The sequence below is a fragment of the Micavibrio sp. TMED2 genome, from assembly GCA_002168225.1.
Taxonomy (GTDB): domain Bacteria; phylum Pseudomonadota; class Alphaproteobacteria; order TMED2; family TMED2; genus TMED2.
This window is the reverse complement of the sequence record NHBH01000007.1, coordinates 52,304-78,835: the sequence shown is the minus strand read 5'-3', so window position 1 is coordinate 78,835 and position 26,532 is coordinate 52,304. Positions and strand designations below refer to the sequence as shown.

At 54.7% G+C, this 26,532-nt stretch carries 20 protein-coding genes and 1 rRNA gene; 8 read left to right on the top strand and 13 right to left on the bottom strand.

Annotated features, from left to right (window positions below; genetic code table 11):
* Positions 1 to 893: ribosomal RNA gene (locus CBB62_11360) — 16S ribosomal RNA — on the bottom strand; the annotation flags it as partial.
* A 1,201-nt stretch (positions 894 to 2,094) separates the two neighbouring features.
* On the opposite strand from CBB62_11360, the gene CBB62_11355 reads away from it, so the two are divergent.
* Positions 2,095 to 3,855 (top strand): hypothetical protein, encoded by a 1,761-nt coding sequence (locus CBB62_11355; GenBank protein ID OUT40064.1) that lies wholly within the window; start codon positions 2,095 to 2,097, stop codon positions 3,853 to 3,855.
* Positions 3,856 to 3,914: 59 nt separating this feature from the next.
* Here CBB62_11355 and CBB62_11350 read toward each other — a convergent pair whose 3' ends face one another.
* The gene (locus tag CBB62_11350) at positions 3,915 to 4,493 is read right to left on the bottom strand and encodes a hypothetical protein (GenBank protein OUT40063.1); all 579 of its coding nucleotides are present in this window, start codon (positions 4,491 to 4,493) and stop codon (positions 3,915 to 3,917) included.
* A gap of 116 nt (positions 4,494 to 4,609) precedes the next feature.
* Positions 4,610 to 7,153, bottom strand: coding sequence for a hypothetical protein (locus CBB62_11345; protein OUT40062.1), 2,544 nt, complete (start codon positions 7,151 to 7,153; stop codon positions 4,610 to 4,612).
* 291 nt (positions 7,154 to 7,444) lie between these two features.
* Here CBB62_11345 and CBB62_11340 point away from each other — a divergent pair, with 291 nt between their 5' ends.
* Positions 7,445 to 8,710, top strand: coding sequence for a hypothetical protein (locus CBB62_11340; GenBank protein OUT40061.1), 1,266 nt, complete (start codon positions 7,445 to 7,447; stop codon positions 8,708 to 8,710).
* A gap of 187 nt (positions 8,711 to 8,897) precedes the next feature.
* On the top strand, positions 8,898 to 11,570 hold the full coding sequence (locus CBB62_11335) for a hypothetical protein (GenBank protein OUT40060.1): 2,673 nt from the start codon (positions 8,898 to 8,900) through the stop codon (positions 11,568 to 11,570).
* A 172-nt stretch (positions 11,571 to 11,742) separates the two neighbouring features.
* Here CBB62_11335 and CBB62_11330 read toward each other — a convergent pair whose 3' ends face one another.
* Both CBB62_11330 and CBB62_11325 read right to left on the bottom strand, forming a co-directional pair.
* On the bottom strand, positions 11,743 to 12,312 hold the full coding sequence (locus tag CBB62_11330; GenBank protein ID OUT40059.1) for a hypothetical protein: 570 nt from the start codon (positions 12,310 to 12,312) through the stop codon (positions 11,743 to 11,745).
* 61 nt (positions 12,313 to 12,373) lie between these two features.
* On the bottom strand, positions 12,374 to 13,039 hold the full coding sequence (locus CBB62_11325; GenBank protein OUT40058.1) for a hypothetical protein: 666 nt from the start codon (positions 13,037 to 13,039) through the stop codon (positions 12,374 to 12,376).
* A 195-nt stretch (positions 13,040 to 13,234) separates the two neighbouring features.
* Between CBB62_11325 and CBB62_11320 the strand changes: the two genes are divergently transcribed.
* From CBB62_11320 to CBB62_11310, 3 genes are read left to right on the top strand one after another with little or no spacing between them, the layout of a single operon-like run.
* Complete coding sequence (locus CBB62_11320; GenBank protein ID OUT40057.1) at positions 13,235 to 14,329, top strand: hypothetical protein; 1,095 nt, start codon at positions 13,235 to 13,237, stop codon at positions 14,327 to 14,329.
* Between the two features lie 20 nt (positions 14,330 to 14,349).
* Entirely contained in the window at positions 14,350 to 17,193 is a 2,844-nt protein-coding gene (locus CBB62_11315) for a hypothetical protein (protein ID OUT40056.1), read from the top strand.
* A gap of 5 nt (positions 17,194 to 17,198) precedes the next feature.
* The gene (locus CBB62_11310; protein ID OUT40055.1) at positions 17,199 to 17,882 is read left to right on the top strand and encodes a hypothetical protein; all 684 of its coding nucleotides are present in this window, start codon (positions 17,199 to 17,201) and stop codon (positions 17,880 to 17,882) included.
* Between the two features lie 62 nt (positions 17,883 to 17,944).
* Here CBB62_11310 and CBB62_11305 read toward each other — a convergent pair whose 3' ends face one another.
* From CBB62_11305 to CBB62_11295, 3 genes are all read right to left on the bottom strand, one after another.
* A complete protein-coding gene (locus CBB62_11305; GenBank protein OUT40054.1) occupies positions 17,945 to 21,145 on the bottom strand; it encodes a hypothetical protein in 3,201 nt (1,066 codons plus the stop codon).
* 227 nt (positions 21,146 to 21,372) lie between these two features.
* Positions 21,373 to 21,738, bottom strand: coding sequence for a hypothetical protein (locus tag CBB62_11300; GenBank protein ID OUT40053.1), 366 nt, complete (start codon positions 21,736 to 21,738; stop codon positions 21,373 to 21,375).
* Entirely contained in the window at positions 21,739 to 22,266 is a 528-nt protein-coding gene (locus CBB62_11295; protein ID OUT40052.1) for a hypothetical protein, read from the bottom strand.
* Between the two features lie 165 nt (positions 22,267 to 22,431).
* On the opposite strand from CBB62_11295, the gene CBB62_11290 reads away from it, so the two are divergent.
* Entirely contained in the window at positions 22,432 to 22,902 is a 471-nt protein-coding gene (locus tag CBB62_11290; protein OUT40051.1) for a hypothetical protein, read from the top strand.
* Between the two features lie 5 nt (positions 22,903 to 22,907).
* Here CBB62_11290 and CBB62_11285 read toward each other — a convergent pair whose 3' ends face one another.
* The 5 genes from CBB62_11285 to CBB62_11265 all read right to left on the bottom strand — a co-directional run bounded on the left by CBB62_11285 (position 22,908) and on the right by CBB62_11265 (position 25,813).
* Complete coding sequence (locus tag CBB62_11285; protein OUT40050.1) at positions 22,908 to 23,534, bottom strand: hypothetical protein; 627 nt, start codon at positions 23,532 to 23,534, stop codon at positions 22,908 to 22,910.
* The gene (locus CBB62_11280) at positions 23,531 to 24,013 is read right to left on the bottom strand and encodes a phosphoribosyl-AMP cyclohydrolase (GenBank protein ID OUT40049.1); all 483 of its coding nucleotides are present in this window, start codon (positions 24,011 to 24,013) and stop codon (positions 23,531 to 23,533) included. The genes CBB62_11285 and CBB62_11280 overlap by 4 nt, the downstream gene beginning before the upstream one ends.
* A 152-nt stretch (positions 24,014 to 24,165) precedes the next feature.
* Entirely contained in the window at positions 24,166 to 24,537 is a 372-nt protein-coding gene (locus tag CBB62_11275) for a hypothetical protein (protein OUT40048.1), read from the bottom strand.
* 110 nt (positions 24,538 to 24,647) lie between these two features.
* Positions 24,648 to 25,589, bottom strand: a complete 942-nt coding sequence (locus CBB62_11270; GenBank protein ID OUT40047.1) for a hypothetical protein — start codon at positions 25,587 to 25,589, stop codon at positions 24,648 to 24,650.
* A gap of 2 nt (positions 25,590 to 25,591) precedes the next feature.
* Complete coding sequence (locus tag CBB62_11265) at positions 25,592 to 25,813, bottom strand: hypothetical protein (GenBank protein ID OUT40046.1); 222 nt, start codon at positions 25,811 to 25,813, stop codon at positions 25,592 to 25,594.
* A 245-nt stretch (positions 25,814 to 26,058) separates the two neighbouring features.
* On the opposite strand from CBB62_11265, the gene CBB62_11260 reads away from it, so the two are divergent.
* Positions 26,059 to 26,487, top strand: a complete 429-nt coding sequence (locus CBB62_11260) for a GlcG protein (protein ID OUT40070.1) — start codon at positions 26,059 to 26,061, stop codon at positions 26,485 to 26,487.
* The last annotated feature ends 45 nt before the right edge of the window (positions 26,488 to 26,532 follow it).

Here is a 26,532-nt window from a genome sequence, read left to right as displayed (position 1 = left end):
CACATGCTCCACCGCTTGTGCGGGCCCCCGTCAATTCCTTTGAGTTTTAATCTTGCGACCGTACTCCCCAGGCGGTGTGCTTAACGCGTTAACTTGCGCCACCGAACAGTAAACTGCCCGACGGCTAGCACACATCGTTTACGGCGTGGACTACCAGGGTATCTAATCCTGTTTGCTCCCCACGCTTTCGCGCCTCAGCGTCAGATGTTGGCCAGTGTGCCGCCTTCGCCACTGGTGTTCTTCCTAATATCTACGAATTTCACCTCTACACTAGGAATTCCACACACCTCTCCAAATCTCAAGACCGCCAGTATTAGAGGCAGTTCCAGGGTTGAGCCCTGGGATTTCACCCCTAACTTAACAGTCCGCCTACACGCCCTTTACGCCCAGTAATTCCGAACAACGCTCGCCCCCTCCGTATTACCGCGGCTGCTGGCACGGAGTTAGCCGGGGCTTCTTCTACGGCTACCGTCATCATCTTCACCGTTGAAAGAACTTTACAACCCTAGGGCCTTCATCATTCACGCGGCATGGCTGGATCAGGCTTTCGCCCATTGTCCAATATTCCCCACTGCTGCCTCCCGTAGGAGTCTGGACCGTGTCTCAGTTCCAGTGTGGCTGATCTTCCTCTCAGAACAGCTACCAATCGTCGCCTTGGTGGGCCATTACCCCACCAACTAGCTAATTGGACGCGGGCTCATCTCTGAGCGATAAATCTTTCTCCCGAAGGACGTATTGGGTATTAGCCATCGTTTCCAATGGTTATTCCCAACTCAAAGGTAGATTCCCACGTGTTACTCACCCGTGCGCCACTAACCCGAAGGTTCGTTCGACTTGCATGTGTTAGGCCTGCCGCCAGCGTTCGTTCTGAGCCAGGATCAAACTCTCAAGTTTGATATCGCTATTTTCAAAGATTTTAAAACCGAGGCTTTAAAACTTGTCAATAGCTCCTGAGCTCAAGTCGTCATTCTTGTCTCAATAAATTAACAAGGTTTTGCTTGGCTATATTGCTATAGTTTTGCATCCTAGAAAATATTAAGACCAACGACTTGGCTTTTTGTTTGTCCGGTAAGAACCAATACAAACGACCTAGAGCCGCCAGCCACGTATCTCCTCAAAGATGCACAGCGTTTTACGATGTCCAACAACTACCAACTATAAAAAGAGGTCAACATTCGCTCGATCCGCGAACGGTCGAGAACAATAACCAGTCTTTTATGATTGGATCAACGAAAAAACGATTTGAAAGTTTTTGTCGTTGTGGGCCGTGGCGTTGTCCGCCGCGACGAGGAGGTGTATAGGCCCCTGGCTCAGGCATGTCAAAGGTAAAAATGCACTTTTTTCGATTTTTTTTACATTCCGCAGAAATGCTGGGATTGGAGCCATAACAACCGTTTGGCCGCACCGCATTCGCCCCGGATCGCGGATATGGCAGTTACGTTTTCCGACCCGAAATATGTGGTTTCCGCCCCTTATGCCGCCACCATCACCACACAAGACACATGATCCGGATATGCCCGGACCGGGATCGGCAAACCGCATAACCATGCCCGCTTGGGGCCGACAACCGGGTTGTCGAAACCCCCGGCCCGATTTCCCGATATCGGGAACCGCTCATGGTCACCCGAATGGGCACCTTGTATAGGCCCCTATATATAAAGTGATGAACAGCAGCCCGGCAGCCTCGATATTCATGCCTGACTGGCCATACTTCAGGCCATGCAGCTAACCGTCTCCCGGCCATGCCGGCAGAGGCCGTAATGCCCCAATGTAAACAGTGCCGGGCGGCTGTCAGCGTTTCCTTACCCCCAACACAATATGACGCATTGTATGAACAGTTTTGACGTGTCTGGTTAAACGGGCTATTACAGCGCGCTCGTTAACGTCGTGGGCTTATGTTTTTTTCGTAACTTTATGGCGAATTTTAAATGTTGACAGATCACGACACCGAAAACGAAGCTATTGTTGATAGCCCAGATGTAGCGATGCGCCATCAGCGCTCAGCTAAATCTGGTATAAAATTGATTAAAATTCGATCCAATCTGATACCATCGGAGATGATCGGAAGACATCGTAATCCACTAGCTGTTGTTCATGCGTAATACCCCCCATCCATTACAGATTGTCAGCTTCTGTTGCGGCGCCATTGGTCTGGCCGCCATGCTCAGCGCTGGCATGCCGGGAAAAGGCCTGCAGACAACAACCGCGACAGGCGAAACCCTTGAGATGGCCCGGCTTGCGCCGCGTGAAGCCCTCTCATCCGGCGTCGCCCAGGCAGCGCTGCTGGCCAATGCAACGGCCGCCAAAGCAGATCAAAACACCGCTGGCAGCCTCGATGTTCTGGATCAGAAACCGGACCTGACAGCGCTTGATTTACGGATGGATCTGCCTCCGACAGAGAGCGAATCGATTGCCGAAAAACCCGAACCGAACATCAAAATGGCGGCACTCGGGGCACCGTCGGTTGAAGAAAATGACGAGCCGTCCATTCCACTGCTCAATGCCCAGCCGCTTGGACTTCTCGACCGCGCTGCCGCACTGTTCGGTATCCCGCCACGCAAGCCGCATGACATTCCGGTACAGACCGCCTCCCTCGAGGCCGATGATGATTTGATCGGCGTACCGATGCCGATCGGCCCGTCCAGCGATGCCGCAACCGTTGCCGCTCTGGCCAGAAACCTCGTCGATGGTGAGCCCGGTGACAAACTGATTACCCGTCCGGTGCGTGTTGGCAGTGGCGATACCCTGATGAAACTCCTCGTGGGTCAGGCGGTTCCCCGGCAGGAGGCATTTGATGCCATTAATGCCCTGCGCGCCCATTACAACCCACGCCGTCTGAAGATCGGTCAGGAACTGGCCGTACTGTTCGAGCCAACCCCGAAAGCAGATGGCAGCGGCATTGAGCCAACCTTTGTTGGTCTGCGTATTGACCCATCTATTGAACAGCGGGTCGAAGTATTCCGCAGCGACAGCGGCGACTTCACCGCCGAGCTGTTTGACCGGCCATTGCAGACCGTTTCGAAATGGGCCATGGCCAATATCGACGGCGGATTGATGGCATCCGGCAAGGCCGCCGGCATTCCATCAGCGGTCATGGCTGAAATGATCCGCGCCTTCTCCTATGACATCGACTTCCAGCGTGATCTGCAGCCGGGCGACCGGTTTATCGCGCTGTTCGATCAGAAGGTTACCGATGATGGTCGCGTGGCCAAGGTCGGTGATCTGCGCTACGCCGCCATGGTCGTCAGCGGCAAGCGTCTTGAAGTCATGCGTTATGAATTCGAGGACGGCACCGTTGAATTCTACAACGGTCAGGGCAAAAGCGTACGTAAGACCCTGCTCCGTACCCCGGTTGAAGGTGCGCGCATCTCCTCCGGCTATGGCATGCGCCACCACCCGGTCCTCGGCTATTCCAAGATGCACCGGGGAATGGACTTCGCTGCCTCACGCGGCACGCCGATCTATGCTGCCGGTGACGGCACAATTGAAAAAGCCTCCCGCTACGGCTCATACGGCAATTATGTCCGGATCAATCATGGTGGCTCAATGGGCACCGCCTATGCCCATATGCAGCGCTTTGCCAAGGGCATAAAGCCGGGTGCACGGGTCACTCAGGGTCAAATCATCGGCTATGTCGGTACGACCGGTCGCTCGACCGGGCCGCATCTTCACTATGAAGTGCTGGTCAATGGCAGCCAGGTAAATCCGATGTCAATTTCCCTGCCGGTTGGCAAGGCGCTGGCAGGTGTTGACCTTGACCGCTTCGGTAATCAGGTCAGCGATCTGCGCCAGCAGGCACAACAGGTTGCCAGTCGCCGTGGCTTCGGCATCCAGCTGGCACAGATCAGCAACTGAGCCAAGCGGCAAGCCGCTGCAGTTTCTGCCAGTCAATCAAATCATCATATGAGCGTGTTTCAGCGCCCGGGCGCTGGAGCCGGGGCGGCAGGGGCCGCTTTTTGTGCCTGACCATCTGCCGGTCTGGATGGTCCGGGGCGCTTGCCCTCATCCAGCCAGTCGAATACGGCTGCGAAATTGAACTTGTCATCGGTGACCTCGCCAATGGCCGCCATCAGCTTCGCAGTCTCGTCACCATGGAGGTTCGCCGTCCGCCGGTCGTCGAGCAGGACATGGTGATAGCTTTCCACGGCCTGCATGCCACGACGCAGAACCGGGCGGGCCTCACGCAGCTGCTGGCGCAGCCTGTCAAAGGAACTGGACCGACTGTCCGGATCATTCAGGCGCTGTTCGAGGGTCTTGCCGATCTCGCTCATCAGGTTATGACCGGCACCGATCGCAGCCGAGATATGTTTCAGATGCCGCCGCTGGAACAACCGCCATGCGGCACCATTGATGAAACCCTCCGGCTCGTTGCCCGGCTTCTCAACGGCCAGCCTGCTCATCGCCGGCAGGTTACGCGCCAGCAGATCGGACACCTTGCCGAAATCATCGGAGGGGGGAATGGTCAGGTCTTCGTCTGTCAGACGACGCTTCATCGGGCGATCCGCTTGGCCGGAGATATAGTCCGGTCAGCATAGCCAGTGGTCATGAAAGCGGGTGTGTCAAACTGATGAAAAACCGCAGATAAACCCGCAGAAAAGCCTGCAGAATATCAGTCCGTCTCGGGCACATCGGTCGCCAGATTGGCGACGGCAGCATTCTTTTCGTCCTCGGTCACCGCAACGATGGCGTCATTGTCACCGGAAACCCGGCGCCCCTTGGCATTGACCACATAGGCCGGTGGCGCCGTGCCATCCTTGAGCTCGCCGAAATAGATCGTCTGGTGCGGGAACGGAATCTCGATGCCATGCTCGTCAAACCGCTTTTTCATCAGACGGTTGAAGGCCCGACGGATCGACCATTGCATCATCGGTTTCACCTTGATGCGCGCCTTGATGACAACGGCACTGTCACCAAACTGATCGACGCCGAAGATGACGATCGGCTCGAGGATCTGCGGCCCGTGGGTTTCGTCCTCCTGCAGTTCGGCACCGATGCGCTCGATCAGGGCGATGACCTCGTCCACATCCTCGCGGTAGGCCACACCGATATCCATGACCGCAAAGGCAAATTCACGGCTGAAGTTCTTGATCGAGGAAACATCGGAGAACGGCACGATATGCACGGTACCACTGAAATCACGCAGGCGGATGGTGCGCAGGTTGATCTGTTCCACCACCCCGCCATGGCTGCCCGTGTCGATATAATCACCGATCGAAACCTGATCCTCGATCAGGATGAACAAGCCGGTAATCACATCCTGCACCAGCTTCTGTGAGCCGAAACCGACCGCGACACCGATAATACCGGCACCGGCCAGCAATGGGCCGATATTGACCCCGACCTCGGACAGCAGCACCAGAATGACAATGGTGGCAAGGACCACAGAAAACACGCTTTTCGCCAGCGGCAGCAGGGTACGCAGACGCGATGCCCGCTCGATATCCGACGCTTCGGCGGTCAGGGCCTGCAGCTTGCGCTCGATGGCGCTGCTGACCAGCTCCCACATGGCCAGTGCCAGCGAGATAATCAGCAGCAGGGAAACCGCGCTATTGAGCAAACCAAGGCCAGCATCACTCATCAACCATGTTGCCGTCTGGAAACCCCAGGCGTCGAGGATACCGAGCAGTACGCAACCCCAAATGATGATCCGCGCAATCAACCGGATAACCGGCACATAGCGGTTGACCCGCTGCTCCAGCCCCGGCATCCGCTCGGCCATATCGGTCGGGATAGTGAAGCCCCTGGTGATGCCCTTGTCGGCCAGCCGCATGATCAGATAGCCAAGTACGGCCAGAATGATCGTCTGAACCGTGCTGGCGGCCAGAACCTCAAATCCGCCCGGTATGTCGAGCGCCCATGTGCCATAGATCGCAACAATGTAGATAATCGCCAGCACATGCCAGAGATCGGCAAACCAGCTGACCAGCAACCGCATGCCGCGACTACCGATATTCCGGCTCTTTGAAGGTGGGGCCGTTTGTACTGACGCTGCCTCTTCTTCCATGCCCGGCAGCGCCTCCTGCGCATCATCGGCACCGGTGCCGGTCGGCTCGGCTCTCGGCGTGGCATGAGCGCGTATCCAGTCCTCGACCGTCTGCCGGTTCTGCAGCACGATAATAATCGCCATCAGTGCCAGGGTCAGGCCGACCAGCTTGGTCCAGGCGAGATAGGCACCTTCAGGCAACCCGTTGATCAACGCCAGTTGACCGAGGAAAAAGCCATAAACAGCAACCACGGTCAGGCGCTTACCCCAAACATAGAAATAACCGGCGGTTTCATCGCTGATCGGCAGCACCCGGGTACCGGCAGCATGGGGCATGGTAATGCCCCGCAGCAGGACAATAACCACCCGGCTGGCCACCGTGATGCTGACCAGCGTCAGGATAACCGACTGGGAGGCCGTCGGCAGATCGGAGAGCACCAGAACGCCATAGGCACCGGCGGCAAAGCCCGCGACCAGAATCAGCTGCATCACCACCCAGCCGATGAGGCCGAGCAACCGGCTGAATATGCTGAAATGTGAGGTCTGCAACTGACGGTCGGAGATCGGCTTGCCGATCCAGCGCAGGAAAAACTCGATCAGCAGACCGAGGGCAAAGGCCGCCGCACAGACAATGATGAAATTGGCCTCTAGCGCGCTTTTGGTCGGGTTATCAATCTGCACCACCTGCATTACCCAATCCCAGAGAGCGGGCAGATTGGCGAACAGCGTGGCCAGTTCGGCCATCTGACGTCCCAGGGTAGCGAGCGCCTTGCTGAGGGTCTCGACCACCGAACTGCGCAGGGCTGTCAGATCATCGGAAACCTCAAGACGGAAACCTTCCTCGGCGTTTGCCTCGTTATCATTCGCGGTCTCGGCAGCTGCCTGCCCTTCCGGGGCATCGACCTGTGCCTCGAGCATCAGCTCAAGCTTGCCAATCAGTTCCTTGCGGGCCGGTTCGTTCTGCAGGTCGTCAATCAGCCCCCTGATTGCCTCGGGTGAGGCATTGGCCATAACCGGATCTGCCGATTGCTCTGTGCTCTGTGACTGTGACTGTGACTGGGCCAGTGTCTGTGCAGGCAGCATGAAACTGGCCAGCATCAACAGTCCGGCGACTACCAGACAGGCACGCATGAAACGTGAAACCATCGAAACAGTGGAATGGTGCAGCATCTGAAGCCCAATATTATATGAGGGTTATATGCGGTTTGCGGGAACCGGCACGGGAATGTCCGTCAAGGCCGTCCTTGTCTTGCGTCCGCGACTCTAAGCAGCCCCGCGCTCTTGTCAATTTACACGCATAAAATTTACGAGATTCCGAAAACACTGGGTCAACATTTACGACCCGGTAATTTGCCTGTGCCACGATACGACTTATAGACGCTGAAATAGCGCCGATTGCCCCCGAATAACCGACCCGTCGGCACCCAGACAGGTGCCGCGCCAGATAAATGGTCCAATATCGTGAATGCAACCTGCAAAACATCGCTGCCCCAGATTGCAGAGCCAATGCAGGGCTTCCCCACAAGGGATATCGGTGGGCAACAATCAACCAGCTATATAACCAGCTCATCCGTCATGATTGTTGAGGATGATGATGGCCTGTCCTTTTTGCTCGGCAAGGCCTGCGCCAATATCGGACTTGATACCGTCATTCACCGAGATGCAGCGGAATTGCTGCATCAGGGCAAAGTGGTGCCACCAGACATTCTGGTACTTGATCTGCATCTGGGTGCCACCAGTGGTATCGATTGTCTTGAAAAGCTGCTGGCAGATGGTTTTCGCGGACAGGTGATCCTGATCAGTGGCTGCGATCAACGGGTCTGCAAATTCAGTCAGCAGGTATGTACCCAAATGGGCGCGACGGTCCTGGATGTCTTGGAAAAACCCTTCTCCATGACCCGTTTCATGCATGTTGTCGAACAAGCCCTGACGGCCAATTCCGCTATAAGCATCGAAGCGCTGAGAGATGGTCTGAAGAAGGGAGAATTCGTGCCCTTTTTTCAGCCGATCATCGACCTCCATCGTGATGAGGTGGCTGGCGTGGAAATTCTCTCACGATGGCATAACCCAACCCATGGCCTCATGGCGCCATACCACTTTATCGATGCCATTGAGCAGTTCGGTCTCATGGATGAACTGACAATGCAGATGTTGAAATCCTCCATCGCCATCAGCCAAAACTGGCCGATATTTGATCAGCCGCTGTGCCTGTCGATCAATGTCTCGCCCTCCATGGTCATCAAGCCTGACTTCAGCAGCAACTTTCTGGCCGCCATTCATGAAGCCGGGGGCACACCTGAGCATATTAAGCTGGAGCTGACAGAGTCTCTCGCCTTTTCCGGCATCGAGCGGATCATGCAGGTACTGACCCGGCTGCGCATTGCCGGGTTGGAGCTGTCGATTGATGATTTTGGCACTGGATATTCTTCCCTGACCGTCCTGCACCAGCTGCCGTTCAGTGACCTGAAGATTGACCGGAGCTTTGTTGCGCGGATGCTGACCGATCCGGAGGCCGGCACCATCGTTCATACCCTGATCAGTCTGGCCCACAATCTGGGCCTGAAAGTCGTGGCCGAGGGCATCGAAACCGATGAGGTACTGGACTCCTTGCGTGAACATGGCTGTGACCTTGCGCAGGGGTACCTGTTCTCCAAGCCGCTGTCGGAAGCCGATTTTGCCCTGTGGCTGGAAAAAGAGGGGCTCAATCGGATGGTGGGTGGGCTGTAACCCGCAAAATTTGCTAAAATTTTTCCTAAAATCCCCGACATCGCAACCGGTGAAGCTGGTTGCAACCGGAAGCATCGGCAGAAATTTAGTGTTTTGACTATCAGTTATTGATAATTTTTTCGCTGGCCTTGGTGGCAAAATTTGGGCAAACTACGGCTTTCCTATTGAGAGAAGTGGGGGTTTCTCAATGTTTCGTGGCATCCGGCGCTACAGCGCGGCCATCCAGACCATTGCCATTGTCGGCATCTGCGCCATCATTCTGGGTGCCACGATAGTGTCAAAACCACGGGCCGCAACTTGCCCTTGCGGCGTTGGTGCCGCCTTTGTTGCCGCCACCGGCTCCACCATTACCGCCTTCACCCTCGCCCAAGTAACCGAACTCTACCTCGTCCTCTGGCAGGGCTTTGCCGCCATCCATACCCAGATCAACGGCAATACAGGTGCCAATGAGGAGACAATGAGCTATCAGACCCAGGCGGTCGCTCATGTACATCGACAGCAAATCGCCCAACAGCAAACCATGGAGAGCATGCGTCCTGCTACCGCCGGGTTTCAGGCGACTGCCGCCTCGGGGGCCGGTGGTGCAGAACTGAACACCAATCTTGCCCGCGATGCCATTCTGCAGGAAAACTACGAATGGCTGACCAACCTTGATGAAGGCACAGCCAGCGTCGCTTCGGCAAATGCCGCCTATCATAACAACCGCCGCCTCTCGATGTATTGTAACCAGCGTGATGCAGCGCTTGGCCTGTGTGATCTTCCCGATCCACGGCTGATTGATGCCGATGTGGATGCGTCGACACTTGAACCCCATACACTCGATGAGGAACTCGTCGGTGCCGCCATTGATCGCTGCCGCAACCTGACCGGTCTGCCGAACGCCGCACCAACGGCCAGCGACTACAGTTCGGGATCTGGCATTGCCGGACTGGCATCGCGTGATACCGCCAATGCCCGCTCCATGACCGCATTCGCCATGTGCGATTATCTGGTCGCCATGCGCACCGAACTGCCGGAAGAGTCAATCCGGGCATGGGCTGAAGAAGTCGTGCAACGGATCACCGGCGGTGTCGGTCTGCCACCACCGGCAAATTCATGCCGACCGTTGGCTGGCAGCGGCAACTATAACATGCCGTATATCCCGACAGCCTGTGATCCCTTCCAACCCGGCTTCTCCTATCCCGGCAAAGGTACCTTGGGGTCCGACCAGATCAACGTCCTCAACCTGATGTATTCGGAACTGGTTTCACACGGCATCAACCACTATGCGGCACTGGCTGTGGCTATGACCGCGATTGAGGAATCCAATGCCGGTCGCAACCTGCAGGAAGCTTGGTATTCATCCTGTCCGGCGGCCACAAACGGTCCAACGATGTGTGCCCTGCCACCGATTTCCGGTGCGCGTCAGGATTGTACCCCTGCCGGCGCTTGCGGTTATGTGCCAACCGGTCTTGGCCTGATCCAGTGGTCAGGCTGGGAAGAGGATGGCTGCTGGGGTGAGGGCTGTAACCTGCAAAAGCGTGTGAACCCGAATACCGGCATGAATTTCCAGAAATGCGATCTGGTTGCCGCACCCGCAGGCTGCGCCCCCAGCCATGAAGCCGCCATTCAGAACAACGTCGCCGCCCTGCTGTCTAACCTGGCCCAGAAGCCGAGCGTTGCCAGCGCACTGAGCCAGCCGATGACCGATGCAAGCCAGGCGGTCAGCATTGTTACCCATGACTGGGTGCGCCCTTATGGTGCCGCTGCCGCCACCCGTCCCGGCCATATTCTGAGTGCGATTGACAGCAATGGTCTTGATGATCTGGCCGCTGGAAACTGTAGCGGTGCCCCTGTTGCCAGCACTGGTGGCACAACCGGCGGTACAACCGGCGGCACGTCACCGGTTCTGGTGCACACATCCACAGGTGGTGGAACAACCAGTGCGGCAGCCTCCGGTGTTCCCGGTCGTCCAATCACCGTATCCCTGCAATCGCCCATGGCAGGCAGCGGCCTGCGCCAGACCGACTGTTTCGGGAACCGCAGTGCTGATGGCAATCGTTTCCATCCGGCCAACGATATCGTTAGTGACAGCGGTGTGGTTTATGCTGCCGGTGCCGGTGAGGTTATCGCTGTGCTTAGCAGCTGCCCGCAAAGCGGATTCAGTGGCAGCAACTCATCAAGCCGCGGTTGTGGTGGTGGTTGGGGTAACTATATCAAGATCCGTCATGCCGACGGCTCTACCACACAGTACAACCACCTTGCACCGGGCGGCGTGAATGTCCGGGTTGGTGATACCGTCGGGTCAGGGCAGCCAATCGGCCAGATGGGCAATACCGGTGGCAGCGGCGGCGCTCACCTTGACTTCATCGTCAAAACCCCGGATGGCCACGATATCAACCCGCATGCGGTCGTTTCCGGTCTTCCGGCAAATGTCTGCGGTAGCAACATGCAGACGGTCGAGTATCTCGGTCGCCTGAGTGGCGGCGGCACCAATCCATCAACCTGGATTGCCCTTGACGGCAGCCTGCAATCGGCACCGGGCAGCGGCAACTATGCCGATGGCAGTTATCCGGGCAGCCCCGGTGGCTCCTGCGGCGCAACCGCAGACCTCGGTCTGAATATCGATGCCGAACACATTTCCCATCTGGAATTGATGAAGCTGGTTTCCGGATACCGGTTCCAGGATCCGGGCTGGATGGAGTTCGTCAACTCATCAGCCAGCCGCGGCCAGTTGGTGCGTGAATTCAACCTGATCGGCGCTACCAAAATGTACATGAACTGGCAGGCCTATGAGCGCCAGATGCAGACCGCAGCCGTAGTTTCAGCCTGGGCAGCCGGCGAGGCCGAGAGAATGTACGGGGTTGGCACCAATAAATAAGTGCTGCCCCGCACAATCGCCGGGCATCACGGGACGCCTGTTCCAGAAGATGATGCAGCATCAGTGATACGCGCGATCCGAAAGCTGTTCAGAACCTGAACCTTACCTTGGATCACTGCACGCGCAATTCAGCCATAGCTGTCGAAAACCGCAGCCTGCTGCAACAGAGTTTTTATTGATAGTTGGCCGGGTTGTAATTCCAGATGCCTGCAATCTCCGGCTTTGTGCCGTTCATGCGCAAATAGAGTGTTGCCAACTCGCTTTGCAATTCATCCGTCGGATGGTTAAGCCGGACCATCATCATATAGCCGTCTCTGGACACACCGAGGGCGTCAGCAACCGCCTGATCCCCCTTGCCATTGGGATCGGCAAGCCACTCCGGCATCGGAATGAGCAGCACCTTCTCAACCACCCAATGCTGTTCGCGATAACCATCCAGCTGATTCAGCACATACCATTGGCGAAATGCTGAGGCCAGATTCTGGGGATCGCGATAGATTTCATCCTCAAGGTGAAATGGCAGGGACATGTTCTCCTGCATCGCCTGATAATTGAAATCATACAGGTCGCCCACCCAGTCGAGGGTCACATTCACGATACGCGTTTGCAGCGTGTTCAGCTGCAGCTCAAGGCCGCGCTCATCCAGAATGCCATAAACCGGTGGCATCTTGTTTTGCTGGGCATATGCAATATTGCCGGTGCCAGCGGTTGCCAACAGGGAGACCGCCACAGCCGCAGTCATCAGTAATCTGGATTTCACATTCATTTTTATCAGCCTGTATAAGCTTTATTGTCTTTGATCATCAGTTACCCGGACCGTAGCGATCCTCTTGAAAGAACGGGTGTCGCTCCGGCAAACCCAGATTGACCAGTTCAACAGCACCAATCCATACCCGTCCTGTACCGCGGGCATTCAGGATGACGTCAACACCGCTCAGGCGTGGTGCCTTCAAATCCGGGTTGCTGATCTCAAATACAAATGTCCGCCAGTCAAACTTCGACAGCTTGCTTTCCATCAGGTAAGTGGGCTCTTCGGAGCTGCCATCGACATAGCTGTTTTTGAGCGTGATAGTCAGAGGCCCGACCACCCTTTCGGCCTTCGCTACGACATAGATCTGATAGACATTCGGCGGCAAACCATTGGCGTTTTCAAAATGCGTAACGGGCTGGCTGCCCTCACTCCGGAACTCGAAGAAGGCGCTCGGCGCGGCACTGTAGGGGTTGCTGGCATCCATGGTTGCCCCGGCCGGATTCAATAACCCGTTCCTGGCATCCCAGCGCCGCACCAGTGTCGGGCTGGACGGACGCAAATGCAGAACATCATATTCCGGGCGCGGATCCCGTCGCTCATAATCCTGTGCCGATACGGGCATGGCGGTTGCCGATAATATGGCCGCAGCGAACCCGAACAGGGCCAGACGCGCGAATTGTGACCGAGTGGCGCTAAAATCCATAATCAGAAAACCCAAAAGAAACTGCCATACCCATGACACCCAGACCCTGTCAGTATACGCAAAATCACGGCTAACGCACTGGTAATCAGTAAGTTTTGTCATCATGGATTTGCAACATTCAAAAATAGTCTGCAAAATTGACGAGTATGAGGTGAAGATATGGCAGCACCGTGCCGTTCTCACTCATCCCGCAACCTCTGATCGGACTATATGGCGAACAGCAACCGCAATCTTCACAAACGCGTCACTCTCTATGAAGCGAGAGCGGCGGCAGAGGTATTACGCAGGCGCGGCTTCGAGGCTGCGCCCGAGTTCCGAAAACTTGTCGACCGGCTGTTCGGCGATCTGCCCGTCGATGTCAGCAAAATCAATCACAAGTCCAAGACCCGCATTGCCCAGAAGGCAATCAAGGATCATGACGGGATCGTTGATCTGGTTGGCGATGCCATCCGGGTCAAAATCACCTGCCAGACGACCGAAGAGGTCCAGCAGGTCCAGCAGATATTATGGCGTCAGCAGGAACTGGCGATTGCCCGCTATGGCCGGCCGCGGCAAGACACCAGCAAGCCTGCAGAGCCGGTGATTACCCGGATCAAGGATAATTTCGCCGAGCCGAAACGTCATGGCTATCGGGCCATGAACGCCAAGATCCGCATGCCAAACGGCGTTATTGCGGAAATTCAGGTGGTTCACAGCGCCATCGAGGCCGCCAATGCCCAGACCCATGGTACCTACAAACAGTTGACCACCCTCGAACGATCGGTCGGCAAACGCGCCTATACCGAGGCAGAAGCCGAGCGGCGCACCAGACTGATCAACCGTTTGGCCAGAATTTATGACCGTATTTCCATCCGGAGCGGCCTCGACAGCCTGATGACCAGCGTTGCCCGACAACAGATGGAAGAACGGCGCCAAAACTTCCGCGCCGGTGGCAAGCGTGGTCCGGCAGCACTTCTCAACCGCCAGGCAGAGAACATCCTGCCATCAGGACCGCTTGCCATGGAGCCGGGCAGGAAACTGACCCGCTTGCAGGCCAGCGCCCGTCTGATGAGCAATGAAAGCCACCTCGACAGCCTGAGCGTGAAGATCGACTGGCTGCTTGATCTGAAGGATCAACTCCAAACCGCTGGCCCCAAGGCATCGCCCGAAAGCGCCAGTCAACTGGCAGAGGCCATCAATGAGTTAGCGCAAAAATGGCATCAGTTGCCGGAACCGGCACGTACCAAAATGATTGATGGTGGCATCGCACCCGTTGGTGGCAAATCCCATACGCGCATGATAAGTTCCAGACCCAAATCTCCCTGATTTAAAATAGAAGCATAAAAATGGATGCCACCCCATTGAGAGCGGACAGCTCAGCACATGCCGCAGACATGAATATTGATCTGTCCGGTGATGAGCTGAGCTTTTTCAAGATCGCCGCAAACTATAAAGAAGAAGATCCGCTTGATATTCAATCTTATTTTAATGGAGAAGTAGAAATCAGCAATGCTGTATTTTGCGAAAAACAGTACAAGCTGATAAACAAAGATCTCAAAAATTCTGATATTCCACCACTTTACCATTTTTGCAAATATGGATACAAAGAAAACCGAAAATTTAATATTTATTTTGATGAGAAAAAATTTATAATAAATAAAGAAATTTCTCTTCTGTCCATAATAAAAACCCTCTCGAACACATCAGACCATGCCCTGATGGCCTACCTTGATAAAGCAAAACAGCAAAACGACAAAAAAGTAATAACTATACTTGAAGATTTACATAATAATGTCAATTATTGCACATTATTTGATCAAGAATACTACGAATCACAACTGACCGAACCGCTTGATGGGCTTTCCAGTCTGGCCCATCATATTCTGATCGGACAACAGCAGGGCCTGTCACCCCACCCTCTTTTTGACCTGAAATACTATCTGTATGACCAGCCCGACTACAAGCCCGGCACCGGGATCGCATTGATCGATTTTTACCAGCAGGACAATGATGATCACCGATCTCCATCACCCTTTATCGATCTGCTGTTCATGCGCCATTATGCCTCCATCAACGGCATCGCATTTCAGGATTATGCGTCTCTTCTGTGTCTGGCCATGCAGGAAAACAATATTCCGCCTGCCAAAAAAGTTAACAATCTCATCATTGCATCTACCCAGAACTGCTCTTTTGACTGGAGCTTATATAAAAATATCATAGTACAAACGCACGACAAGACAGAAAAAAAGAAAAAATTAAAAACAACATTGAATACAACGGCAATTATACTTCACTACAACAATCCGATACTTGTCATTATATCCTGCTATCATCTGACGGAGGGATTCAGCCAGCCCTTTGACATTCATGTTGTCGACAACAGCAGCGAACCATTCCATGTTGAGATATTGCACCGAAACCTATCTCACCTGCCGGGGATTAAAATCACCCGCCTTGATGCGGCCCGATCGTTTGGTGAAGCCAATAATATCGGCTTTGATTATACGGATACAAAATACTCCCTGTTCCTGAACGATGATTGCTTTATCAAACGAGAAGATATTCGGAAAAACATAGCTGCCCTGAAGGCCTCAAAATCTGATGCCATCGCGCCCGTGATCATCACCCAGGACGGTGATATCTCCGAGTTCGGTGGAAAAATTTCCGATTGCGGACAAATTATCCAGGTCGCCAAGTTCCTGAACTACAATGCCTATAAAAGCCAGCTGGAGAAAATAGAAGAGCCCATCAGGGTCGATTATATTTCCGCTGCCTGCATGCTGATAAAAACCGATGTGTTCAGATCGTCAGGCGGCTTTGACTATATTTTTGAACCATTTTATTACGAAGATACGGACTTATGCCGACGTCTGAAAAACGAAAATTTTGTCGTTTCAGTGAATCCGAAAACCGTCGCAGTCCATATCGAAAACTCATCGACCAAAGAGCGATTTCAGGATGATTTTATGCCGCTGATCCAGCGACAAAAGAACAAGTTTTCCAATCGCTGGTTTTTGAATGACAACCCCTCATTAAGATACAGGCTGCATGATCGTCACACGGTCCTGAACCAATCCGACAAAGATCTGGGCTATTCCAAAAAGAAACTGTGCTTTGTGTATACCCCCTTTGATTTACGCATTGGCGGGGGTGAACGCTATATACTTTCGATAGCGCAGTCATTATCGGAAGAATATGAGGTCTGGTTCCTGACGCCGCATTACACGAGCAAGCTCCGGTTCCTTCAGGTTATGGATGATTTGAACATTCCTGAAACGACAATCCATATATCCGATCTGAACAGCATATCCCGAAAGGTCACGCCGGACCTTCTGATTGCCATGGGCAACCATTTGACGCCACCGATACCGGGCATGGCCAGGAAGAATGTCTATCACTGTCAGTTCCCATTCCCCGAATATCATCGCGATGAATTAAGCCATGATAATATCAGGGATTATGATCTGGTAATGGTGAATTCAGAGTTCACCAAACGGCACTACACCGACCAGCTGCTGAAATACAATTTCCCCGGTATCAAGACCCATGTGGTATATCCCCCGATCAAGCTCTGTGCCGGTGGAGAACCAAGCCGGAAGGCCAGCAAGCCTTCGCTGTTGAATGTGGGTCGCTTTATCGCCCATGGGCACAACAAACGGCAGGATATTGTGTTGGAGATTGCCAAAACTGCCATGCAGCAGAACATCATTGAGTCTGCAGATATTATCGGCGGGCTCAGCACTGCTGAAGATGACAATGCCTTCTACCAGTCAATATATCAGCAGAGTCAGGCATATGACGGCATCACCGTGGCCGCCAATCTGGATAAAGACAGGCTTCATCAGGCCTATCTGAAGAACAGTGTCTATATCCACGCTTGCGGTTATGGTCTGGTAGACAGCATCAGTCCCGAATGCTGTGAGCATTTTGGCATAACCCTGGTTGAGGCTATGTCCTATGGTTGCATTCCGCTGGTATATGATGCCGGCGGCCCGGCCGAGATTATTCGTGACACGAATTGCGGCTTTCTATATCGGGATCAGAATGAAGCCGTTGCCCAGCTGCGCCAGATCGCAGCCATGAGCAAGGAAGAGCGCGAAACACTCGCCAGGCAGTGCCAAAGCAGCAGCCAGAAATACAGCGAAGCAACATTCAAAGAGTCTGTTACAGAAGCGATCCAGCTCATCTGATCACTATGAAAATCTTTCATCTTCATATACGCAAGACAGCCGGAACATCATTTTTTGATTTCCTGACGGACACCCTGAAAAAAGCCAAGACGTGCCCCATCAGGAGTGACTTTGAATTTTTTACCAAAGTAAATGATCGTGATAAATCAGCTTACTTTACTGATTTTGATATTATTTCTGGCCACTTCTATCAAGCAGCTCAATTTGTGCCCGGTGAATACAAAAAGATTACTCTATTGAGAAATCCGATACATCGTGTGGTGTCTGCCTACAACCAGATAGCCAATGACAAAAACGATCTGCAATATGCCAACATGATCGGCCTGTCCCTCTCCGAAGCCATCATCGATCCACAATTTGCCAATGAACTCTGGAATGGCCAGACACGTGCCTTGGTCGCAGCAAGTGGAAACAATTTCGAATCCATGACAGATCTGCAGCGCTTTGAATGCGCCATGGATTACCTCGATACCTTTGATATCGTCGGTTTTCAGGAAGATACGGCAACGATGGCCACAAAGCTTGCGACCATGCTTGATATCAAACCGGTGACCTTGCCAAGGTCGAATACGCAAGTGACCGCTGGCGGCGTATCTAAAAAGGAGGCATTTACCTGCCTCCCCGCGCTCACGACCCGAAATCGGATTGATCTCGCACTCTATTGTGAAGCAATAAGCCGGTTCAGGTAATCACCTGGAACCGGCTCACGCGCAATCTTGATCTTTGTTGTCCCTGCTGGCGTCAGCAAGGCCTATACAGCAAACAGTGCATCCGTAACTTCCGACGCATCAACGCCCAGCAGGGTAATCGTACCACCACCTGAGACCGTTATCACCGCATCGGTGCCTGTTGCCGATGCCGCAAGGTCGGCCGCCACATCGCCGGCAACCGTAATAATCTCGGTCGAGATATCGAAGTCCTCAATCACCACATCATTGGTATTGGAGGTATCGAAGACGAATGAGTCTACCCCGCCACCGCCGGTGAGCGTGTCATCCCCGGCATAGCTGATCAGGACATCAGCACCATTATCGCCACGGATCAGATCCGAACCGCTGCCACCATCAATGGTATCGGCTCCATCACCACCATTCAGTGTATCGACACCACCATCACCGTTGAGGATGTCAGCGCCGTCCTCACCAAACATCCGGTCATTGTGATCGCCGCCATTCATGAGGTCATTGCCACTGCCCCCGAATAGGGAGTCAGAGTTTGCATCGCCGTTCAGCGTATCATTCCCGATCCCGCCATAGAGGGTGTCAAACTCGTTCCCGCCGATCAGCAGATCGTTACCATCCTCGCCATACAGCAGATCGTTTCCGAACTCGCCATCCAGCGAGTCATCGCCCATACCGCCATAGAGAGTATCAAAGCCGGTATAGCCATTCAGGCGGTCATTATCATTGTTGCCATAGAGAATATCGGCACCACCGTTCCCGAACAGGCGGTCATCATTATCCCCGCCATAGACGACATCATCGCCATTGTCCCCGAACAGCCAGTCCGACCGGGCACCACCATCAATGGTATCGGCACCATCGCCACCATAAATAGTGTCCCACTCATTCTCACCGAAAATCAGATCATTCTGGGCATCGCCATAGATCAGATCACTACCGGTACCACCATAAATGGTGTCGTCGTCATTACCGCCCTCAATGGTATCCGCTTCAAGATCACCATAGATCAGATCGGCACCAAGCAGGCCTTTGATATAATCCTCCCCTGCGCCACCATCGAGGGTGTCATCACCATCGTCACCATTCAGCGTATCATTACCGCTCTGGCCCATCAGCAGGTCATTGTCATCACCGCCGAACAAACGGTCATTATGGTTACCACCATAGATAGTATCGTTTGTTTCATCACCGAAGAGCCAATCCGAGTTCTCGCCACCATTGATGGTATCGGCACCGTACCCGCCATAAATGGTATCAAACTCATTGCCACCATCTATTGAGTCAGAGCCAAAACCGCCATACAGCAGGTCATTGCCGGCATCACCACGGATCATGTCATTGTCGTTGCCACCATCCAGAGTATCAGCACCGGCACCACCATTAATAGTATCTACACCGGCACCACCAAGGATACTGTCGTCATTATTGTCGCCGAACAGTCGGTCGTTATGGTTCCCGCCGATAATAGTGTCATTGCCATTACCGCCAAAGATCGAGTCGGATCTGTTGCCGCCATCAAGGTAATCGGCACCGTTACCACCGTACAGGGTATCAAAGTCCTCCCCGCCACCGAGGGTATCATTACCATCATCCCCGTAGAGGATGTCATTGCCGTTCATGCCATTCAGACGGTCATTATTACCGCCGCCAAGAATGGTATCGGCACCGTTCTCGCCATCCAGCTTGTCATCACCGGCACCACCAATAATGCTGTCGTCGCCATCGCCGCCGAACAGGCTGTCTGCACCGGCATCACCACCGAGTGTGTCTGCAAGTGAGCTGCCGACAAAATAGTCAGCAATCGTAGAACCAAACGTATAGAACTGACCTGCCGCGTTGGTGAAGCCTTCCACATTCACGACGGTATCACCGCCAACGTTGGAAGTACCGCCAACAGTTAAGGACAGACCGGCGAAGCTTGAGACCAGAAGCAGATCCCAGCCGGTACCACCATCGATATAGTCGGTTCCGGCGCCGAGGCCCTCGATCGTATCGTTGCCCTCATTACCCAGCAGGGTATCAGCACCGGCATCACCAAACAGTATATCGTTACCAGCATTGCCCTGGATGCTGTCATTATCGGCACCGCCATAAATGACGTCATTACCACCGTTACCGATCCAGGTATCATTACCGGCACCACCATAGAGGGTGTCGTTACCATCAAAGCCCTGCCCATCACTGCTTTCGGCATCGGCAAAGATGATGATCTCGTTATTGACCCCCATGTAGGATTCAAAGCCGTAGATCCAGTCAGTGCCATCGACACCGAGATCAATCGGGCCGAAGTAATCGATCAAATTCATTTCCGAGCCGGTCAGGGCGAAGCTTACCTTCAGGAAGTCCTGGTTATTGCCGCCATAGAGGGTGTCATTACCGGCACCGCCCTCAATAATATTGAGACCGTCACCACCATAGATGACGTCATCACCGCCCTCACCATAAAGGGTATCGCCGCCTTCATTGCCGTACATTGTGTCGGCACCGGCACCGCCATAGGCACGATCATCCAGACGCCCGCCATAGATGAAGTCGTCGCCACCATAGCCAAAGAACTCGTAACCACTGCTGGTAATACCATCATCGGCATAGAGGGTATCCGCACCTGACGTGCCCGGAATCGGCTCCAGCGTGGTGGCGAACAGACGGAAGTCCAGAATGGTTGCGCCTTCGCCGGAATCAAATACCGCACTGTCCAGCGTATAGCTGCCGAGCATGGTGAATGTATGCGTACCGCTGATTGTTACCTCGGTCGCGTCACGGGTTTCACCATTGAAGGAAACGGTCGTGTAGGCGAGGCTGAAATCCTGATAGGAGAAGTTGCCGATAATCCCGATGACATCGACCTCGGCCGCCTGACTAGTCTGGTTGGAAGCGATGTAATCGGTAATGACATCGCCAGCCATGTCAGCAGCTGATCCACCCAGGAAAATGTCACTCGAGGCACCGCCGGCAAGGGTATCGGCACCACTGCCCCCGATGATGATATCAATACCATCGCTGCCGGATATAATGTCATTTCCGCCTTCACCATACATTTCGGTGTTATCCGGCGAACCGTAAATCTGGTCATTGCCCGCACCGCCGTAAATGGTATCGGACCCGGCAGCACCGGGGGGCACGGTATCGGATGGGGGATAATAGGCAGCGATCGTATCATCGCCAGCATTGCCATAAATGGTATCAGACCCGGCATAACCCACGATAGAGTCGGCACCTGATCCACCATTTAAGGGATCATTTCCACTGGTTCCCTCGATAACTGACATGTTCTATTCCCCCAACTAGCGTTCCCAAACGCGAAATGGGCCATGCGGATTGCCCGCATCGCCTTACTGTGCATTACCAGTTTTTATGAATTTCGAGCATGCCATACAGCACACTTTAGTCCCCCTATAAAAACCCCTAATAGTGTTTATAGGTGCTTTCGCGCGAATTGGCAACGACTTCAATACAATGATATGCACAGCCCGGCATGAACACCCGGATATGCGTATTATTGCCCGCGCTTCTGATTACGCTGCTGTTTCAGACTGAGGAACAACGGTACCGGCAGGGCAACCAGCAACAGCAGAACCAGCCCCCAGAAAAACCCGGTGATACTGGTCACATGATCAAGCCAGGGAGCCCCGGCCTCACCGGTCTCGGCATAGCCGGTAAAGATTACAATCGTGCCGACAATCGCCAGAAACAGACTGATGATCGTGCCCCGGACAATCCAGGCGACCAGCCGTTTAACCGGGGACATGGCATGGTCTTCAGCAGCATTGAACAGCGGGCGTGGTGTCTGGGCGGTCGGTTCGGTCATCGTCATTCGATCATCGTCAGTGGCAATCATCAGGCATGAGAGCGCAAATGGCATTCAGGCTTTAGCAGCCGTTTCGGCATCTGCCAATGACGGGTCGAGCATATGCAGCAAATGCCGCATCAGGCTGATCAGACAATCACCCTCAAATGTGACCCGTCCCGCCTGAACCCGAAGGTTACAGGGAATGCCATCAATCGTTCCTTCAAATTCACAGCGGCGGATGATGCTGCGCAGGGCATTCTGCTGGCTGACCGGGTTCAGCGGCTGCAGTTCCCAGTCATGGAAGATCGCCGCCGTGCGCAAACCCTTCAGCGCGTCATAGAGAGTGCGGTTGTCCACATTCAACTCCTGCCGCGTGTAGCCTGCATCATCCACCAACTGCCAGAAGGCGACAATCACCAGCGTCCAGGCGAGACGCGCCCGGAAATCAAACCGGGCCGGATCAGATTCAACGGAATGGGGGTCCATGGCATGACCATCGGCATCACGGACAATCAGCGCTTCCTTCAGAATATGCTCGGCCAGCGCCAGAAACTCGAGATCGACCGGCATCCGCTGGGCGGCAATCGGCTCATCACTCACGAAAACTCTCCCCGATGCTGATTTTATTCAGTATTGCTGTTTCAGCGCTTTGGTAGTCATGGCGCTCTTTGCCTGTATGATGCCAGTGTGCCTCAGATTGTGGCCCGTTTGACAGTTACGCTCATGATGACCATGCAATTTTCTCTCTGCCGTGCCGTTCCGGCCATGATTTGTCTGTGTCTTGGCCTGATATTCAGCCCCTTGAATGCCGCCGCCCAGTCCATCACACCGGACCAGTCGGCCCTGAAAATCGCCCGCCTCGCCGCGGTGATTCCGGTCATGGCTGACCAGATGGGCAATTATGCAGAGCTGAGCACTGATCTGCTCGGCAAATGGGATATCGTACCGACCGGACTGGTCGGCGAGAATGGCCTCAGCGTACCGTGGGAGAATGGCGGCATCGGTGCCGCCCCGTTTGGCGATGACAATGCGCTGGCCCGGCTCAACCTGACCAATGTGCCCCGGGGCATCTGTGTCGAACTCGGCTTCCTGACCCTCGATCAGCCACGGGTGGTCGGTTTCTATATCAATGGCACCAAGCTTGAGAACATGCCGATTACCCTTGGCGACTTTATGATCCATATGACCGAGAGCTGCACAGCCGATCCGAGCATGATCGACATTATCATGCGATAGACCTGTCAGGGTTGTCGTTCAGTGTCCGGCATCAATGCCCTGACCTGATCATTATAGGGATGCACCCGGTCGGTTGGTTGACCATCAATGGTGACCAGATCACCGCCAACGCTGTGCCAACGGAATATGCCGCCTGACAGGTTGTGCAGCGTGGTACCGGCTGCGGCCAAAGGCTTTTCCAGCCGGGCAATCAGGCGTGAGGAGCGGCGACCGACTGTGCAGTAAAACAGCGCCTGCCGATCCGCCACCATGGCCCCGTAGCGCGCCAGAAAATCCAGATTGGAGATATCGGGATCAATCCGAATGGCATCGGGCAAGTGGCTGACCGCATATTCCTCGGGCTGGCGCACGTCAAAGATAACCACGCCGCCCTCACCATTGCGCAGGCGGTCGACACTCGAGGGATCAATATGGGAGAAGCTATAGCGATCCTTCAGCTGTGCCTCGAGCCGGGCAAGCGCGTCGCCGGTACCGCTGTCCTGCTGCTGAAAAAACAGATCAGGCAGCACAACCGCACCGATGAGTGCGAACAGCCAGAAGCCGCGCACCAGCCAGCGACGCCATGCTATGCGCCTTACGGTTGTTGTCTCTGATGGATCACCAGACAAGGAAACCGGCCTGTCGGTAATCAGACCTGGGTCGGGTTCGGCGCGTCGCCATAGACCTCTTTCGGGTCAAAAACCAGCTCATCCTCTTCAAACTCGAGCTTGGCTGGCTTGTCCTCGCCCTGACCGACGGCGACCGAGCGATAGAAGCATGAGCGATAGCCCACATGGCAGCTCGCCTCACCGTAAGGGCCGTCGATCTCGACAGAGATCCAGACGGCATCCTGATCGTCATCGACGCGGATTTCCTTGACGATCTGCAGCAGGCCGGAATCTGCACCCTTGCGCCAGAGCTTCTTGCGGCTGCGGCTGTAATAATGGGCCTCACCGGTCTGGATCGTCAGCTTCAACGCTTCCTCGGTCATGTAACCGAGCATCAGCACCTCACCGGTCTTGGCGGAGGTGGTGACCACAGGCAACAAACCATCGGCATCGAATTTCGGTGCCAGTTCAAAGCCTTCCTCGATTTGCTCGATCGATACCCGTTGTGCAAACATACCCGTCATTATTCTGAGACCTTCGGAATTCAACTGCTGGAGGCGGATGTCCGGATGGGGTGCAAAGATATGCGAAGGCCATCCGCCGGTAATCTTGCGCGCAGATATGCCGTGCTTGCCGCCATCTGTCCAGAGCCAGCGGCGGGATAGCAGCTATAAGATCAGCGCTGGCGTACCATGCGGGCGGATTCAATCAGCGCTTTCAGACCCGGATGCTGGGCTTCATCCACATTGGTAACCCGGTAAATCCGCTGACGCCCCCCATAACCCTCAAGCAGCTTCTCGGGATCATTGACCTGATCGCCATAGAGGAAGTGCAGGGTAATTGTCCGCGGCGTGACGGCCAGTGTCAGGAACGGACCCGGCACGTATTTTGACCCCTTCAGAATGTAATGTATCGACTTTGCCGCCGGGATCGTCGCTTCCTCGCAATCCGGTGTGTATTCGAGGATCGTCAGCCGGACACGGTTTGCCAGATCGGCGATAGCCTCGGGCATAACCTGCAACAAGTCATTGGCTACATAATGGGTCACTGGAGTGTTCCTTTAACGGCCGGTATCGGCATCAAAAACAAGCAAATGATAATCAGTCTCTTAAACTCACATGACGGGTCGTTCAATCGCCCGGCAACAAATCAGCATATTTAGGCCCTCAGATCGACTGTTGAGCGGCTTTTCGGTTCCACCTGTGCCAGACCGTTTCTGCCGTAGCCCCGCTTTGCCCGCCAAGCCGCCATTTTATCTGCATTCCGGTCGCCATCGGATCGGGCGGTTGCCGCCACAACCTGATCACGCGCCAGATGTACCGGTTTGACTTCCGCCTGCGGTTTCGGTTCCGCCGCTGGTTTGACGTAGAGGGTTGTGCGCTTGCCGGTTTTTGGCACGCCGGTCAGGAGCCTGCCAAGTGTCTCCAGCCGCCCCGGCAGACCGATGCGTTCGGCGACCAGATTGGCCCGCGGATTACGACCGGCGGCAATGTTGCGGTTTACCACCTGCAGATATCGAGCGACCGTCGGCATGGCCTCGGTCAGATCGACAGCCATGGAGCCGCCGCCATTGGTCTGGGCCCACATCTCGGCATAAGCCTCGCTTCGTCCCCGTTTGGTCTGGGCCGTGTAATAGCGCAGGCCGCGGGCGGTCTGGGCTCCTACCCGTTTGGCGAGATTGCCGACATCATGGGCATGGGCCTTCTGGAACAGCCTGTCCTCGCTCATATTGTTCAGGATATAGGACATGACATGCCCGACCTCATGGCGCACGGCCCCGCCGATACGGGCATTCCGGCGGGGCTTGTCATCAACGAGGCTGGTATAGGTCTCGGCGATCATGGCCCGGCGCTTTTTCTGCTGAGCGATGCCCTCGACATGGGCGAAGCTGGGCGCAGTGTTATGCGCACCGGTACTGGTTGTGGCGAGTTCAGGATCAGCAGCAACCAGACTGGATACCCCATAGATCGTATAGCGCGCCTTGTGGATCAGGGTCAGGGCGTTGGTGTCAATCGCATCAACGGCATCGGCAACCTGTTCCCGGAAGCCGGGTGACGTGCCGCCAACAAATTTCAGCACCGGATGGGTACGCCGCACCATGATCAGCCATCCTCCGGCTGCAGATGGGCGATACCATTGGCATCGAGCGTGACAATGCCCGGCGCGGCGGCGGCCAGCGTGGCATAGTCGAGATTGCGGAATCGCTCATCAGGCAGCAGGGAAAACCGGCCATCCACAGCCATATCGGCATCGGCATCGCCGAACTGAAAATCCAGTCGTTCGACGCCATCTTCACCGGTGGTCTTGATGAAATATAGCTGCACTGCCTAACCCGTTATGCGGATATTATTGTATTTTCAACAGCATAGGTGAAAAAATCTCGTGTTTCCAATGATCCGTGCACGACCGGCGGCAAAACCCGCCTCGGCAGCATTGTCCGGCTTTATTGTCTTTTGTGCATAAGCTATTTGCGGATCACGGTTTTGCGAGCCAAGGTCTTGCCGCCCGGCCTACAACAGCCTAGTTAGCAGGGACCAACAGTTTGATAAAAAACGGAGTGCCGCAGATCATGGCTACCCTCACCCTCGATACCGCAAAGAAAATCATTGAAGCCGCCCGTGCCAAGGGTCGGGAACTGAACCTGAAACCGCTGACGGTTACGGTCCTTGATGTCCATGGCGTCACCGTTGCAACCGAGCGTGAAGACGGCTCCAGCCTGCTCCGTCCGAAGGTTGCCCATGGCAAGGCCTATGGCGCGATCTCCCTCGGTATCGGCAGCCGTGCGATTTTCAACCGCGCGCAGGAACAGCCCTATTTCATTCAGTCGGTCAATGCCCTCGCTGACGGTCATCTGGTACCGGTTCCGGGTGGCGTGCTGATCAAGGATGCAGGCACGCTGATCGGCGCTGTCGGCATCACCGGCGATACCTCTGATAATGATGAGGCCTGCGCCATTGCCGGGATTGAAGCGGTCGGCCTGACCGCCGATGCCGGTTAAGCCAGCAGCAGCACGCCGACAAGAATTCAAACATATCTGGAGGAT